Raw genomic sequence first — 16,140 nt, forward strand, 5'->3', positions numbered from 1 at the left:
ATGAACTGACTTATGGAATATATCGAAATTGCTGGTGCAGGTAAACGCGTCTCCAGATTGATTAAAGGAACCGATTATTTCGTGCATAGTGCTTACGATAAAGCAGCTACGAACATGGATGCTTTTCTGTCGATTGGCGGTAACACTGTCGATACAGCACATATTTATTGTGGTGGACAGAGTGAAGAAGTCCTTGGTCGTTATATGAAGGAACGCGGTAACCGTGACCAGATCGTCATTCTTACCAAAGGCGCGCATCATGACCAGAATGGACCACGCGTGAACGCTGATGCCATCCGCAGTGACTTGATGGAAAGTCTGGAGCGTCTTCAGACAGATCATGTAGAGATGTATGCGTTGCACCGGGATGACCCAAATATGCCTGTCGGTGTTATTCTTGAAGCATTAAACGAACATATTGATTCCGGCAAAATCGGCGCAATTGGCGCCTCCAACTGGACCTGGCAGCGTCTCGAGGAAGCCAATGCGTACGCTGCGGCAAATGGCTTGAAGGGCTTCACATTCAGCAGTCCGAACCTCAGTCTCGCCAAAGCAAACGAACCTTTCTGGGCAGGCTGTGTGTCGGCAGATGCAGAGACACTGGCATGGCATGAGCAAACCAAGCTGCCATTGCTATCCTGGTCCTCCCAAGCGCGTGGTTTCTTCACGGGAAGATTCACACCTGAAGTTCGCGATAACGAAGATCTGGTGCGTGTGTTCTACAGTGATGGCAACTGGGAACGGTTACGCCGGGCTGAACAATTGGCTAATTCGAAGAAAACATCACCTATTCAGATTGCACTCGCTTATGTATTGAATCAGGCGTTCCCAACCTGTGCCCTGATCGGTGCTCAGAATCAGGCGGAACTGCTCTCCTGTGACGAAGGGTCCCGCATCACGCTGACTCCTGCTGAAATCGCATGGCTGGATCTGGGAAGTGATGTACCTGCTGGCATCTAATGAGAGCTAAACATTCTATCATTTTTTAAATAATGACTCTAAGAGGCTGATTATCCGCGATAGCACGGATAATCAGCCTTTTCTGTTGTGTAAAAAAAACGATCCAATATTGTAAACCCTATTGCACAATTACTTTATACTGTTCTCTTTCACTCTCTCGGTTGGAGACAAATATAGAAGGACTTACCTCAGAACAGATCTCTGAAGGTAAGTCCCTTATATCATGGATTAAGACATATAGAATGTTAGAAATTGCACTGTCATTCGTATGGATTACAGTTTAACGATCTGACCTGTTTTCTCGGATTCAAATGCTGCCAGGATCACTTGCAGGGAACGTAAGCCCTCTTCCCCGGAAATCGCTGGAGGTGTTTTCGTTACAATGGACTCTACAAATGCGTCAATTACACCACTCGGCACTTGTTTCTCGTTAGTAGCCATGGCACCAACTTTGTACGTCTCAACTGTACCATTGGTCAGCTCAACGATCACTTCATCGCCTTCCACTGTTCCGATCTTCATAACGCCATTCTCACACCACAGCACGGTACTGTTGTCTCCAGCTCTGTATTGCGTCCAACTTGCTACCAGCGTTCCGATCGCACCGCTCTTCATACGCAGCAAACAAGTTGCGTTATCGTCAACTTGAGTACCTTCCTTGTGCAGTGTGCTGATGAAACCAGCCACTTCAGATACTTCATCGTTCAGCAGGTAACGGATGAAGTCGGATTTGTGCACGCCCAGGTCACCCATCGCGCCCATAATAGCTTCTTCTTTACGGAAGAACCAGCTTTCAGCACCGTCCACACTCCATCCTTCCGGACCCGGGTGGCCAAAAGATGTACGGAAATTCAGGACTTTACCAAGTTTGCCGGAGTCGAGAATTTCTTTTGCTTTGACATGAGGAGGCATCAGACGCTGGTTGTGTCCAACCATCAGATACACACCATTTTTCTTGGCAGCTTCAATCATTTGCTCGCCTTCTTCGGTGGAAACCGCCATTGGTTTCTCAACCAATACATGCTTGCCTGCATTGGCAGCAGCAACTGCCATTGGTGCATGCAGATAGTTCGGCGTACACACACTGACTGCATCCACCGTTTCATTAGCAAGCAATTCTTCGTAACTGGAGTAAGCTTTACCTCCATAAGTTTCGGCCATTTCTTCCGCACGTTCCACGATCGGATCGGCAAAAGCGACAAGTTCCACGTTCTCATTGGCAGCGTACTCCGGAATATGTCTACGCTGGGCAATGGCTCCACAGCCGAATACAGCAACTTTAATTTTACTCATGTATATAAGTCTCCTTTGACAAATAGATTAGCATTTTAGCAGCGTTCGATGGTTCTGTTAGAATTGATTCAAATAGTTTTCTTTCAACCAGTTGTAGCTATTGGATACGCTCTCAAGCGGCGGATTCTGACATACGTCTTGTTCCACGATCAGCCATTCCACGCCTGCATTCGTAGCGCCTTCAATAACAGCTGGCAGGTCAACCGAACCTTGTCCCAGTTCCAGCGTTTTCATCTGGCCCTGTTCATCTTTGCTGAAATCCTTCAGATGAAGCAGCGGCAAGCGACCCGCATATTTATTAATATACTCGATCGGATTTTGTCCCGCAAATTGTACCCAACATACGTCCATTTCCACTTTTACCGCTTCCGGTGATGTTTGAGCGAACATGGCGTCAAAGGCATTGGCATCGCCAACCTGCCCATGGAATTCAAAATCATGGTTATGGTATCCGAAGATCAATCCTTGCTTCGCTGCTTCAGCTCCATATTGTTGCAATTCGGCGAACAGCTTGGTCCAGCCTTCTGCATTCTCAGGACGATCCTCTGGCATCAGGTAAGGACAAATGATATATTGTGCACCAATTGTTTTCAGGTAATCGATTTGTTTCTGCAAGTCTTCGCGCATCGCATGTAGTGAAACGTGACTGCTGAAGCCTTTCAGCCCAAGTTCATCTAGTAGCGCTTTCATTTCCTCAGCTGGAATATCACCATATCCGGCAAACTCCACACCTTCATATCCAAGGGCCGCTACCTTACGCAACGTACCACGAAAATCTGCTGCAGTTTCATCACGGAGTGTAAACAATTGCAAACCAATATTAAGTTTTTTCATGTAGGATACACCTCTGTTCTCAAATTTGCTTTCATTGCTCTATCTGGTATCATCCTAACGCAAAACAGGCTAGAATGAACATATACAATATAGTCAGAACATGAACTATCTGGTCAAATTTTATTTCCATCATTTTGCATCTATTTTAATGTACCCATTTGAATGCATGCAGGATGTACATATTGGGGGATTTTATCTTTGGATACGTTAGAGACATCTGTGCTGATCTGTGACTACTCATACCACTATAAAGCGTTCACTCATAATATGAAGGGCGAGCTGCAAACCTATCTGTTCCGTCTGCAGACCGAAGGTTCGTGCAAAGTGTATGTACAAGATGAAGAATTCAGGATGACTAGCGGGGATCTGCTGCTGCTCAAACCTGGCGACGACTATCATCTCGTGGTGGATGAACCACATAAGGAAGGACGCTTGTCCAGCGGAGATTATTATCTGTTCTGCGAGGGCAGTTGGATCGAGAACTGGTGGAAAAGGCAGCAACGTTCCACCGTGAGCCGGATTGGACTTGATGATAAGCTCATCAGCCTGTGGAGAAATATGTTGCTTGAGAAACGCCGCGGACCTCTTGAGGAAAATGCAGAGCTAAAGGATGCGTTACTGCGCGGATTATGTCTATATATTGACCGGGCAATCAAAGAGAATATTCAGACCGATCGGGCAGTTTCCTCTGCGCTGAAGTTAAAACGTTATATTGAGGAGCATGCCACGGTTACGTTCAAGCTTGAGGAAGCGGCACGTTATGCCGGACTCAGCCTGTCCCGTGCAGTCCGTTTATTCAAGGAACATTACAATCAGACCATGATTCAATACGCGATTGAGATCCGTCTGAATGCGGCGCTGGAACGCATGAAATACAGTGAAATGACCCTGGAGCATATTGCCGAATCCTGCGGATTTGCGAGCTACTCCTATTTCCACCGGGTATTCCGGGCACACTTCGGTGTGTCTCCGGCCGAGTATCGGGACAAAGAGCATATCATTGTTCAGGATGAGGCATTACAACAGCGAACGTGACCTTGGAATCATATATGAACGTTTTATATGATATATTATAGTAGAATATACCTAATTAAAAGGAGTTGTTTATTCTTTGAGAATGAAAATTTTAAATTGCTTGCTGATCGCAAGTATGATTAGTTCAATGTTGGCACTGAGTAGTTTCGCCAATTTTAAAAGTCTGCCTGCACCACAATGGACAAGCACGATTCCCGATCGCGGATGGAGCACGGGTCAGTACACATCGCCAACAATTACAACAGATGCAGAAGGAAATCAGCATATCATTGGCTTAAAGGAAAAAGGAAATCAAGGTTTTCTAGAAAATATGGATGGAAAAACAGGTGAAATAAAGTGGTCCATACCACTGAATGGAACTTACAATGTATCCAATGATGGTTATCTATTTATGTTTGAGAATAATCAGATCACCGTAATGAATCTGGCAACAGGTTACACGATTTGGACTAGAGAACTGCCGCCTGAATTTAAAGATTATAACTATTATGGCGAGAAATATCCAAGCAAGAATGGCACGTTATATGCAACTATTGCATCACGCGATGGGAAAAGTAGTACAATCTATCATTATAATTCAGAAGGTCGAAAAACTAAAAAGTACACCCTGCCATACTCGGAAATTCAGATTGATGGAGATTATCTCTTCGCTAAAACTTATAGTGATGATCCCAATACCTACGTAATAAACTTGGATACTGGCAAAAAAATAAGAACTTTCCCGAATGGAAAAAATTTTGTCCCTGTTTCTGTTATGGGAGATGGTACACTTCTCTATCAGAATATCGTCAAAAACACGCTGCACGTCAAAGCTTATAGCCCTAAGGGAACATTGAAATGGAATAAAAAATTTTCGTATGAACATTCCAAAACTGACCTTGTAATTATTCAAAGCAACTTCTTGTTATTTGACAGAAAGAAAAACAAACTCACTCTTTATAATTCCAAAGGTGCTCTATTAGCAAGTAAACCATTTGATTATAAGTATGATTACATAAGAGATTTTATAGAAGTCTTTAAAATTGCCAGCGATCAGAAGAGTTTTATGTACACTGTTAAGAAAGGAAATAATTATGAACACCAACTAATTGATTCTAGTAATTTAAAGATTATATCCCGAATTCCTTTTAATATGAATGATAGAGACCACATGGGAGACAGATACTCCTTCATTTTAAATAACAGAACTCAAATTTACTTATTAGATAACATTGAAAAGAATATTTCCAAGTATAATTTGAAATAATGTTGTCTTTCCCTTAACTTATGATTAGACAGAAACCCGCTCTTTTGAAGAGGCGGGTTTTTATGAATTCAAAGAATCACATTTTATTTTTCATATTTCCCTCATGACGCATCCCAATCTAACCTGTATAGTTAAAACCAAAGGCTTCTTACAGTTTCAAACAATCACACAATTATAATAGATTACCCTAGTACTGGAGCGATACATATGCTAACCCACCCGCGCAAAGTCCTCATCATCGAGGATGAACCGGATATCTCACGTATTTTGCGAGATTATTTGACCAAAAATCAATATGAAGCTGTTGTTGCAGCCACTGGACAAGATGGGCTTCAGATTATGGAGCTTATTCAACCAGATTACATCATTCTGGACATTATGCTTCCGGACATGGACGGGATCGAGGTGTGCCGCGAGATTCGACGGCGCAATAATATCCCCATCCTCATTCTAAGTGCCCGAGGCAGTGATACGGATAAGGTACTTGGTCTTGGATTTGGCGCAGATGACTATATGACTAAGCCCTTCTCGCTGAGTGAACTTTTAGCACGGATTAATGCCCACTTTAGACGTTACGACAGCATGACCTCAGACATGGACAGAACTGATCTACTGCGCCTTGGAAATCTTGTGATCGATAAAAAAGCCTACAAAGTTACATTGAACGGATTGGAAGTGTCTCTGTCTGCCAAGGAATTCGAGTTACTTCATTATCTGGCAAGCCATAAAAATCAGGTATTCTCCAAAGCCCAGTTGCTTGACGCCATCTGGGGATATGCAACCTATGGTGATGAAAACACCGTAACCGTGTACATTCGCAGACTGCGGGAAAAAATCGAGGAAGACCCCTCACATCCAATTGTTCTAAAGACAGTGTGGGGTGTCGGTTACAAATTCATTTATGAATAATCGAGATTGGAGACATCCACATGTCATTAAACACCTGGTTCAGACGCTGGCTGTTAACAACACTTAGCCTTCTGATTATTATAAGTATCCTCGCACTGGCGTTAATACTATTCCAAAACCGAAATTCGGAACAATCCAATCCGTCCATAAATCAGGTTCGGCTCAAGATTAATCCAACTCTGTTCGCTCTGGAGCAAAATCATCAACACCTGGACAAACAAACTACCCGAGAAGACATACGTTCCATTGCCAGAGAAAGCGGGATTCTACTTACCTATGTGAACCTGGATGGAACCGTAGCTCTGTCCTCCGATCCCACCTCTGAAGGAACCCAGGTTAATCTGCGTTCTTCCCTTCATTATGATCTGCCTCATGCCGCGCAGACTGTGGACGATAGTGAATCACTTGATATTGCGTTTCCCGTGATGGACGGTCCCGTGGGAAGTCAGATCGGCAATGCTATCTTTTCCATCCCCCAAGCTATGGTTACTGTTCAGAAACCGATGACTTTTACGGTTATATGGATTAGCGTACTACTACTCCTGTCAATGATCCTGGGCTTATTTTTATTTTGGATGAAAAGAATTCTGGACAAGCTGCTCCTCTCTCCCATTCATCATTTGAAGCTCCATGCGGAATCCATCATCAAAGGGAATTATGATGATCAGATCCAGTACAACAGGACAGACGAAATGGGCGGCCTTTACGCCATGTTGGATTTGATGCGCACAGAAATCAAACATATGAACGAGTTGCGCATCCAGCAGGAACAAGCACAAAAGGAACTCATCACTAATATATCTCATGATATTAAAACACCGATTACCACGATAAAAGCATACATAGAAGCTATTGAGGAAGGGCTGTGTAACGATCAGGAAACGCTGATGGAATATATGAGAGTGATGCGGACACATACGGATAAAACGGCCCGACTTGTGGAAGACCTACTGGTTCATGCACTTCAGGAACTAGGGCAGATCTCTGTGGAACCTCGTGAAATGTACATTGGTCCTGTCCTTGAAGCTATGTTGAAGCCTATTAAACATGTTGTTGTTACGAAAGGTCTGATCTACGACGGACCTCATTCCAACCATATCCCCAATGTGTTGGTCGCAATCGACCCTATCCGAATTGAACAGGTGATCTCCAATCTTGTCGCCAATGCTCTCAAGCATACAGCTCCCGGAGACACGATACGTATAGCCACGGAACTGGAATCCGGGTACTTGAAAGTGACCATCGCCGATTCGGGTCAGGGCATACGTGTGCAGGATATGCCGTTTGTTTTCCAGCGTTATTTCAGAGGACAAGCGAGTCATGCAGACCAACGTGTGCAGGAAGGTACGGGACTGGGACTTTCCATCTGCCAAAGCATTATTGATGCACACGGAGGCCATATTTCCTTCACTAGCAAAGAAGGAGAAGGTACGACCTTCCGATTCTATCTGCCGATCTGCTGAGCCACACTGGCGTGGCTATTTTACCAAATGCCTTTAATTTCAGCTTCAACTTGGAAGTCAGTAATACTTTATTCATAATTTGATAAGGCTTCCTCAATATCCCTCCGCTAGAATGAATCCTATACTGCACTCGGGAGTGATTCGACTTGCCTAAGAAAGCGATTATCCGTGCACAGAATCTGTGCAAGACGTACAACAGCGGAAGTGAGCAACATCATGCCATCCGTAATGTCGATCTCGATATCTATGAAGGGGAATTCACGGTCATCATGGGTAACTCTGGCTCTGGCAAATCAACCCTCTTATATCTGCTTAGCGGACTGGATCAGATTACAGCTGGTGAGGTTTATTTTCGTGACCAGCGGATCGACGCTTATGGTGAACGAGAAATGTCAGACTTCCGCACGCGCCGAATCGGTTATATTTATCAAAGTATAAACTTGATCCCGGACCTTTCCATCAAAGAGAACATTGCTTTACCGGGATATATCGCTGGAAACAAAAAGAAAGACATCCAATCCAGGGCTACTGAGCTGATGAATGTCATGGATATTGATGGACAGCGTAACCGCCTCCCCTCCCAGACGTCTGGAGGACAGCAGCAACGAGCAGCCATTGCACGAGCTTTGATCAATTCGCCGGATATCATCTTTGCGGATGAACCGACCGGAAGTTTGAACCTGGAACACGGCACCGCCGTTCTGGATATCCTTACGGATATTCATCGAAAAGGACAGTCCGTAGTTATGGTTACGCATGATATTAAGGCAGCCTGCCGGGCAGATCGTCTGATCTATATTCAGGACGGCAAGATAGGCGGAATCCTTGAGTTTGACACCTATGACGAACATCAAATTCAGGATCGTGAAGCGATCATCTTCGCTTTGGTTACGGGGAAGGAGTAACCTATGGCAGTCATGTTTAAACTTAGTTTGTCGTATCTGAGTAAAAATAAAATACAAAATACGTTAATTGCGCTGCTCCTGCTACTCTCGACACTTCTTGTATCTACAGCTATTGTCATACTGGCGAATACGGGCAATCAGTTTCAGGAAATGCATACCCGTACCCATGGATCTCATCAGATCCTGACGTTTGAGAAAGGACTGAATGACCCAGAAATTGTGCACGCCTGGTGGGCTTCCCAAGATGGGGTTGAGGTATCCCCATTGCTAACGTATCGCACATTATCAGGCATCGTTTTTAATGAAACGGACATTCCCAACCTGTATCTATATATGTTTAATACGCCTTTACCGCCATGGGATGTGGATGAGCTTATGTTCTCAAGTGGGATGCCTACTACACTTCCCGAGCAAGGCTCCGTCTGGATACCAACGTCCATGGCGAATGCCTACCAAATCTCAGTAGGCGATACCATTGGTTTCAAAACCGGCTCAAGTACACTGAATCTGAAGGTGTCCGGAATTGTAATCGATGTACCATACGGAGCCCCTTTCTCCAATACAGCACGGGTCTGGATGAATCCTACCGACTATCAACATGATTTCGCGACACTCGCAGGCAACGAACATCACATGATCGGCATCCATTTTAACGATTACAGCATGAATTCGGAGTATTGGGAACGATACAATCGTGAGACAGGAACTCCGTTTCTGGAATCCAAAATGGAGTTCGAAGCGATCTCCTCTTTCTATCTGATTATTAACCAGGTTATTGGCTTCATTATGATCTTCATGGGCGTTGTCATGCTCTCCATCGCTTTGATGACTATCGGGTTCACAATTTCGGATGCCATACTGGCCAATTACAGAACGATAGGTATTCTCAAATCACTCGGGCTAACTGCCCGGAGAACGATAGGCACCTATGTTATTCAATATGCGATGCTATCTATCGCAGCCATTATCCCAGGACTTGCACTCAGCGTATGGATCTCCAAGTGGATCATTAATATATCCGCGTCCTCTCTTCGAGTGAACAATCAGAACATTCCAGTCCAAGGGTTGGACGCGGCCATACTGGCTGGTGTGCTTCTATTTGCTTTAGTGATTTTGTTTACTGTGTTATACGCCAAAAAAGCACGCAGCATCCAACCCGTTCAGGCGATTCGTTATGGTATGTCGGAAACAGATCACAGCCGGATGGCCAGTAGAATGAATTCGCCATGGGCACAACACTGGGTCGGGTTCACACGAATGCCTGTGACCGCGGTCCTCGGACTTCGACATGTTTTCAAAAACACCAAAAGTTCTGTTCTTACACTTTTACTGACCACCATGGCTTCCTCTGTACTGGTCTTAGGATATGTGCTGCTGACCAGTATAATCGGAATTGAACAGACAGCAGCTAAATGGGGGTATGACAATGCCAACATCGCAGCAGTAGTGGTAAACAGAAGTACATTCCCGAAGGCTGAGCTGAAGCAAGCGTTAGAAGAGGATTCAAGGATAAGCAATGTAGGCTGGCAAGGGAACATCACTGGTGTAATTAGCCCGGAGTCTTCGGCAACAGTAAAGGGTCAATCCATTAGTCTTAACTTGAGTGTACTAGACGGGAGTTATCAGGAGCTTGGATTCGAAACGTTGAGAGGGAATAACCCACAGCACGTGAACGAAATTGCCATTGGAGTAAGTATCGCCAAAACATCGAACAAAGATATAGGTGATCTCATCGACATCTATATTGAAGGAGAAAAGCGGACATTCCTCATTACAGGCATCTATCAGGCCATCGCCAACATGTCTGTTTCAGGTCGAATCACCATTGATGCCATGAGAAGTGTGAACCCGGGTTATGGTGAATTTGATGCTATCTTCATTAATGTTAATAATATGGCACAAGCGGATAAGGTTGTCGGGGAGTTGAATGAGCAATTTAAGGACTTCGCTTCGGTAATCACCCAGAAGACATTGCTTGATTCGGTTTACGCGGAAGCTGCAAACATCCTGATCTATCCGATGAGCCTGATTGGATTGATGTTTATCCTTGTGACGTTCATCATTATTTTCAGTACCTGCCGGATCAATATCCGCAAAGAGAGCAGAACGTACGGGATATACAAATCGCTAGGAATGACATCCCGTCAAATTCGGTTATCAGTCACCATGGGGATGGTCCTGCTATCCGCTATGGGAGCCATACTAGGCATGTTTCTTGGCGTATATGTACTGCCTCTTCTGCTCGAAATGGTCCTTTCCGGTTATGGTATCGTGCAACTTCCACTGATCCTGCATTGGGGTGGAATGATACTGTTCGCCTGCCTAAGCATCGTTGCAGCAGGTCTTGGCTCATGGTTCTCTTCCCAGATCATTCGGGAAACATCGCCACGTATGCTGGTTATCGAATAATCTAATAAGGATTCTCTAACATTATAAAAAAGCCCTTCCACACCTCTATAGGATGTGAAAGGGCTTCTCATAATGATATGATTTATTTTCGCCACTTCTTCGCAAGCTCGTCAATCTGATGCGGTGTTGTACGGCAGCAGCCGCCAATAATCCGTGCACCCGCAGCAACCCACTGTTCCGAAGCATCACTCATACTGCCACAGGAACCCTGCCCACTCCACGTCTTCGTTGCTGCATCGTATACTTCCCCCGAGTTCGGATACACAATAACAGGTTTATCGCTGGCACGGCTCAAAATACTCACGGCTTCCGTCACCACTTCCATAGGAGCACAGTTCAGGCCAATCGCAGCAATCTGCGGCTCGGAGCCAAACGTCTGTGCACATGTCTTAAGCGGCGTACCTTCGCTGATGCTTGTCCCATCTTTTAATGAAAAGGATAGCCAGGCATAGGCATGAGGAAACTCCTTCAGCAAATCAACCAGCACCTGTGCTTCCTGCAAGGATGGTATGGTCTCAAAAGCCAAAATATCAGCACCCGCTTCAAGCAACGCGGCCATCCGCGGACGATGGAATGCAGCCAGCGTTTCATCTGATACACCGTAGTGACCGATGTACTCCGATCCATCAGCTAGATAAGCGCCGTAGGGTCCAACGGATGCAGCAACCAACGGTCGTGGCCGAGCCAAGCACCCGGTCCCCAAGACATCAGACGTTTGTTGTGCTGTTCCGAGGACCAGATCACCATCCAGTTTGGCTTCCGTATTATCAACTCCGTCTTCCTGCACTTCTGCCCATACGTCATCTCTCGCCTGTGCAGCCAGTTCCACCGTCTTGCGAATCAGGTCCAACGATGCTTGCTCGCCGATGCCTCTCTTGCGGAAGCCATCCACTGTCGCCTGATAACTGGATGTAATCGCACAGTCGGCTCCTGCTCGAAAATAATCCGTATGGACCTGAACAATAACATCCGGATTCTCAAGCAACACACGAGCAGACCATAATGGATCATCCAGATCACATCCATGCTGTTCGAGTTCCGTCGCCAGCGCTCCATCCAGAATCATGACCGGATGTTCACGAAGGATCTGTTCTATGGGGTTAGTCGGTTGTGTTTGTGTCATGTACTTGTCCTCTTTTCTTATTCACACGTTCTGTCAAATAATAAGCTGCGTAACATACTGCGATAAATGGAACCCCACAATACAGCGCAATTCGCTGTGTCGGGTCGAAGGCAATACCTATGCATGAAGCCAGGCATAATATAAATGAAACAATCGGTACCACCGGATACAGTGGTGTACGGTAGACCAGATCCTTGACCGCATGTCCTTCCCGGATATACTGTCTGCGGAACATGTACTGGGAAGCGCTGATGCTCATCCATACGGCAACGACAGCCAGACCTGATATGGAGACCAGCGTAATATACACCGTACCTGGCGCAATAATGCTGGACAGCAGAGCCAGTGCACCACCCACCATACTGATCAGAAGTGCATTCAGCGGTACCCCGCGCTTGGTCAATTTGGCAAACCACGGAGAGATCGTTCTTTTGTCAGCCAGAGACCAGAGCATCCGTGAAGATGCATAGAGGCCCGAATTGGCAGCAGAGAGAATCGCCGTCAGAATAACAAAGTTCATAATATCTGCAGCGTAGGGTACACCCACCCGCTCCATTACCGCTACAAAAGGACTTTCCAATACACTGGCGTCCGACATGGGCAGCAAGGCCGACAAGATAACAATCGTTCCGATGAAGAAAATAACCAAACGCCACAGTGTGGTATAAATAGCTTTGGGAATCGTCTTTTCTGGATTCTCCGTCTCCCCGGCGGCAATACCGATTAACTCAGTGCCTGAGAATGCAAAGTTAACAGCAAGCATAGTCATCAATATCGCTGTAGCCCCATGAGGGAACCACCCGGATGCGGTAATATTTGATAGAAATGGAGCCGGTTCAGCATCCGCCATGGGAATGAACCCAAACATGGCTGCACCACCGATAATAATGAAGATTACGATGGTAACTACTTTGACAGATGAGAACCAGAACTCGGATTCCGCAAAAAGTTTTACCGTTAAAGCATTGAACAAAAAGATCATCAGTGCAAAAAGTGCGCTCCATATCCATACATTTACCGATGGGAACCAACGCTGCATAAGCAGACCGGCGGCTGTGAATTCAGAGCCAAGCGCAACAGTCCAGGTTAACCAGTACAACCAAGCCACCGTGTAGCCTGTTGCTGGTCCAATATATCTTGCCGCATAACTATGAAATGCTCCCGTCTCTGGCATATGAACAGACAGTTCACCAAGACAGAGCATCACCAGATATACTACGATCGCTCCAATCAAGTAGGAAAGAATAGTTCCCAGTGGTCCCGCCTGCTGAATCGTATAACCCGAGCTCAGGAATAATCCCGTTCCAATGACGCCACCCAGAGAGAGCATGACCACATGCCGTGCCTGCATTTTCCGCTGAAAATGCCCTTTGTCGTTGTTGTTCTCCATACCTGCTGCTCCCTACTTCTTCATCCAGAAAAACAAAAAAGACCCACTCTTCCTAAAGAGTGCGCCGTTACTGACAAATAAAAACAAACGCTCCTATCTATCAGGCTGTTCACCCGCTGGAATTAGCACAGTATCCTTCAGATCTGTTGCTGAGGTTTCTAAGGGCCAGTCCCTCCACCTCTCTGGATAAGAAAATGATTTTTTATAAATATAGCGATTGATTATGAATGTGTCAATATTTATATCATAAATGGCACATCTCGCTATTCTGTGGAAGACCCTGGATTGGTAATAGTGGTCTTTACCTCATACGTGATCGGCACGGTACTGAAAATTTTATCCCAATCACCTTTGACTTTCTTCCATGTCTTTGGATGTTTAATACGCAAGCTGTCCCGAAAATCCGCTACATCGACTTTATAAGTATGCTGAAGTTTGTACAACACCTGACGAATCTGTTGTTCGGCCAGCTCAGCAAAATCCTTTTCCAATTCTCTTAGATATTCACCTTTTTCCTCTTCCTCGGGAGCGCGCCAATCCTCCATCAGCCAGCCTTCGGATTCAGTCTTCACATGGAATGAAATATCATTGCCGACCACCTTGGGAATAATTTTCACCTTTTTCTTCTTGATTTCATATACCACGGTGAATCCTTGCTTGTTATGTGTTTTTAAGACACCTCCTTTTTTTTTGGAATTGAGCCATGACAAACCCTCAAGATCTGTTTGACTAAGTTCTCCAATGAATTTCGTTGTTTTTCCATCAAAAATGCTACCTCCAGAGAACTTGTCCTCTCCATGGGAATTCAACACATTTTGCAGCAGAAAGCTGGAACCGGACTGCATCTGTGCATCTAACTTAGACAATAATACAGGATCCAATATTTTGTTGGACAAGTACGAATTGTTCGTAATTCCTGTGAGATAAAATGCCGGAATCCGAGACGGGTCCTGTGAAGTCAACACATCTAATGCAGAATGATGACTGATTAGCACCAGGCAGTTCGGTCGAATATCATTATCCCGTAGTACAAAATCAAGCAATTGGTCCAAACCATATTTTTTGGCAATATCCTTGGAAACGACGATAACTTTCAGATGATGTCCAATAAGTGGTCGATCCCGCCTTAACGCAAACTGACGGAAGATTTGCAACATGGAATCTCCACTGAGCTGTTCATTGGCATAGGATGTTTTGCCGGAAGAAGGAGAACCGGATTGCTGGCTCGATTGACTGTTGGAGAAGCCCGGAGCGATCTGCACCGTGGCAGTTACATAGTTCTTCTTAGGATATGAGCCTCCTTGAGCAGCGATGTCTTTCTCGAATTCCGTCTCTTTGCCGACATCGATTCCAAGACCAACATAGAGACTTAGATCCTCTATTTCCCGACTGCTCCAGCATCCGGACAGCGTCAATAGAATACAAAAGGCAGAAGCTAAACGTAAGAGCATACGGAATGGCATCATGCATGTTTGCCTCCTTTTTTGCGAATCAGACTTATCAACAGTAACACCATAGGAAGAATGCCAAATAAAAACACAGATGCATTACCCAGCATATCTCCAAGTGCAAAAGTATCATCCACCGTTTTGGGCATCATGGCTGTCACATAAATGAATGGAAGCAGACCATACATAATCCCCTTCATTTTTTTTGAACGGAACAAATCACGAATACCCACCGAAGCACAGTAATGTGTGATCGCGGTAGTCGAAAAAATCTGCATAATCCAAATGACCAGCAATAAGGATTCAAATCGTTCGAATATTAATCCCTGTATCTCGAAGCTTCTCACCAAATCCAGCGTTGGCCAGGTTCGAGTTTTGATTCCATCCAGGGACAGGCTACCTACAACCATGACAACCGTAATCAAATATATAATGGTGGATATAAGTATGCCCCAGCTCATCGCCTTATTGCTTTTCTTCGGATTTTTCATATAAGCAGTCATGATTAGCATCACCTCATACCCCGTATATGATAATAGAGAAGGCTTAAGTCCTTTGAAAACAGGCATAAGACCTTCGCCGAGCACTGGTCTAAGATTTCCAATCTCAAATAGCTGATTACTCAGCAGAATTTCAATGACAAATATAATGATTGTAATCGGTAGAATAATCTCGAACACCCGTATTATGACACCAAGTCCGCCTGAGATCATATATATACCGATCCACATGAAGACCATAACAATCGCCCATGTGGGCGTACGTTCAAGCAAATACATCCCTGTTACTTCAGCCATGACTCTAATTTCGAATGCGGCAATCACCATAAAATACATAATCATGGCAAATCCCAATATGTAAGCAATCCAGCTCCCCGTAATTTCACGGGTGAACTGGAATACCGTTTTCCCCGGAAATCTGCGACACAAGGTAACCAGAATAATGCCGACACCTGCAATAATCAGTCCCGACAGAATAATGGATATCCAGACATCCGGTGTTCCGACAGCCTTACTGGTCGTTCGAGGTAACGTCAGGATCCCGGCACCAAGCATGTAATTCACAATAATTATAACGGCCTGTGTCGTGGTTATCTTTTGTGGGGAGCCATTCACTTTAGTTCAC

Annotated in this window: 13 protein-coding genes and 1 riboswitch; of the genes, 7 read left to right on the forward strand and 6 right to left on the reverse strand. The window is 45.1% G+C overall.

Annotated elements, in window-relative coordinates; genetic code table 11:
- Positions 1-12 precede the first annotated feature (12 nt).
- Positions 13-960: an aldo/keto reductase gene (locus tag MKX40_RS26735; protein ID WP_339237918.1), complete on the forward strand. Its 948-nt coding sequence runs from the start codon at positions 13-15 to the stop codon at positions 958-960.
- Positions 961-1,233: 273 nt separating this feature from the next.
- Here the strand turns inward: MKX40_RS26735 and MKX40_RS26740 are convergent, their stop codons facing one another.
- Together MKX40_RS26740 and MKX40_RS26745 are read right to left on the reverse strand one after the other, a co-directional pair.
- Positions 1,234-2,253 carry a Gfo/Idh/MocA family oxidoreductase gene (locus MKX40_RS26740; protein ID WP_339237919.1) on the reverse strand — a complete coding sequence of 340 codons (1,020 nt, stop codon included), beginning with the start codon at positions 2,251-2,253 and terminating at the stop codon, positions 1,234-1,236.
- Positions 2,254-2,310: 57 nt separating this feature from the next.
- Complete coding sequence (locus MKX40_RS26745; protein ID WP_036606781.1) at positions 2,311-3,087, reverse strand: sugar phosphate isomerase/epimerase; 777 nt, start codon at positions 3,085-3,087, stop codon at positions 2,311-2,313.
- 198 nt (positions 3,088-3,285) lie between these two features.
- Here MKX40_RS26745 and MKX40_RS26750 point away from each other — a divergent pair, with 198 nt between their 5' ends.
- From MKX40_RS26750 to MKX40_RS26775, 6 genes are all read left to right on the forward strand, one after another.
- A complete protein-coding gene (locus MKX40_RS26750; RefSeq protein ID WP_339237920.1) occupies positions 3,286-4,122 on the forward strand; it encodes an AraC family transcriptional regulator in 837 nt (278 codons plus the stop codon).
- A 76-nt stretch (positions 4,123-4,198) separates the two neighbouring features.
- A complete protein-coding gene (locus MKX40_RS26755) occupies positions 4,199-5,368 on the forward strand; it encodes a hypothetical protein (RefSeq protein WP_339237921.1) in 1,170 nt (389 codons plus the stop codon).
- A 207-nt stretch (positions 5,369-5,575) separates the two neighbouring features.
- Positions 5,576-6,277 (forward strand): response regulator transcription factor, encoded by a 702-nt coding sequence (locus MKX40_RS26760; RefSeq protein ID WP_339237923.1) that lies wholly within the window; start codon positions 5,576-5,578, stop codon positions 6,275-6,277.
- Positions 6,278-6,297: 20 nt separating this feature from the next.
- The gene (locus tag MKX40_RS26765) at positions 6,298-7,740 is read left to right on the forward strand and encodes a HAMP domain-containing sensor histidine kinase (protein WP_339237925.1); all 1,443 of its coding nucleotides are present in this window, start codon (positions 6,298-6,300) and stop codon (positions 7,738-7,740) included.
- 146 nt (positions 7,741-7,886) lie between these two features.
- Complete coding sequence (locus MKX40_RS26770; protein ID WP_339237927.1) at positions 7,887-8,645, forward strand: ABC transporter ATP-binding protein; 759 nt, start codon at positions 7,887-7,889, stop codon at positions 8,643-8,645.
- Positions 8,646-8,648: 3 nt separating this feature from the next.
- Entirely contained in the window at positions 8,649-11,054 is a 2,406-nt protein-coding gene (locus MKX40_RS26775) for an FtsX-like permease family protein (protein WP_339237929.1), read from the forward strand.
- 82 nt (positions 11,055-11,136) lie between these two features.
- Here the strand turns inward: MKX40_RS26775 and mmuM are convergent, their stop codons facing one another.
- The 4 genes from mmuM to MKX40_RS26795 form a co-directional block, all read right to left on the reverse strand.
- A complete protein-coding gene (gene mmuM, locus MKX40_RS26780) occupies positions 11,137-12,177 on the reverse strand; it encodes a homocysteine S-methyltransferase (protein ID WP_339237931.1) in 1,041 nt (346 codons plus the stop codon).
- Positions 12,155-13,567 (reverse strand): S-methylmethionine permease, encoded by a 1,413-nt coding sequence (gene mmuP / locus MKX40_RS26785; protein WP_339237933.1) that lies wholly within the window; start codon positions 13,565-13,567, stop codon positions 12,155-12,157. The genes mmuM and mmuP overlap by 23 nt, the downstream gene beginning before the upstream one ends.
- A 90-nt stretch (positions 13,568-13,657) precedes the next feature.
- Positions 13,658-13,760, reverse strand: a riboswitch (SAM riboswitch).
- A 70-nt stretch (positions 13,761-13,830) separates the two neighbouring features.
- On the reverse strand, positions 13,831-15,033 hold the full coding sequence (locus MKX40_RS26790) for a Ger(x)C family spore germination protein (RefSeq protein WP_339237935.1): 1,203 nt from the start codon (positions 15,031-15,033) through the stop codon (positions 13,831-13,833).
- The gene (locus MKX40_RS26795; protein ID WP_339237937.1) at positions 15,030-16,130 is read right to left on the reverse strand and encodes a GerAB/ArcD/ProY family transporter; all 1,101 of its coding nucleotides are present in this window, start codon (positions 16,128-16,130) and stop codon (positions 15,030-15,032) included. Before MKX40_RS26795 ends, MKX40_RS26790 begins: the two co-directional genes overlap by 4 nt.
- Positions 16,131-16,140: the final 10 nt, after the last annotated feature.

Source organism: Paenibacillus sp. FSL R5-0517 (genome assembly GCF_037974355.1).
GTDB lineage: Bacteria > Bacillota > Bacilli > Paenibacillales > Paenibacillaceae > Paenibacillus.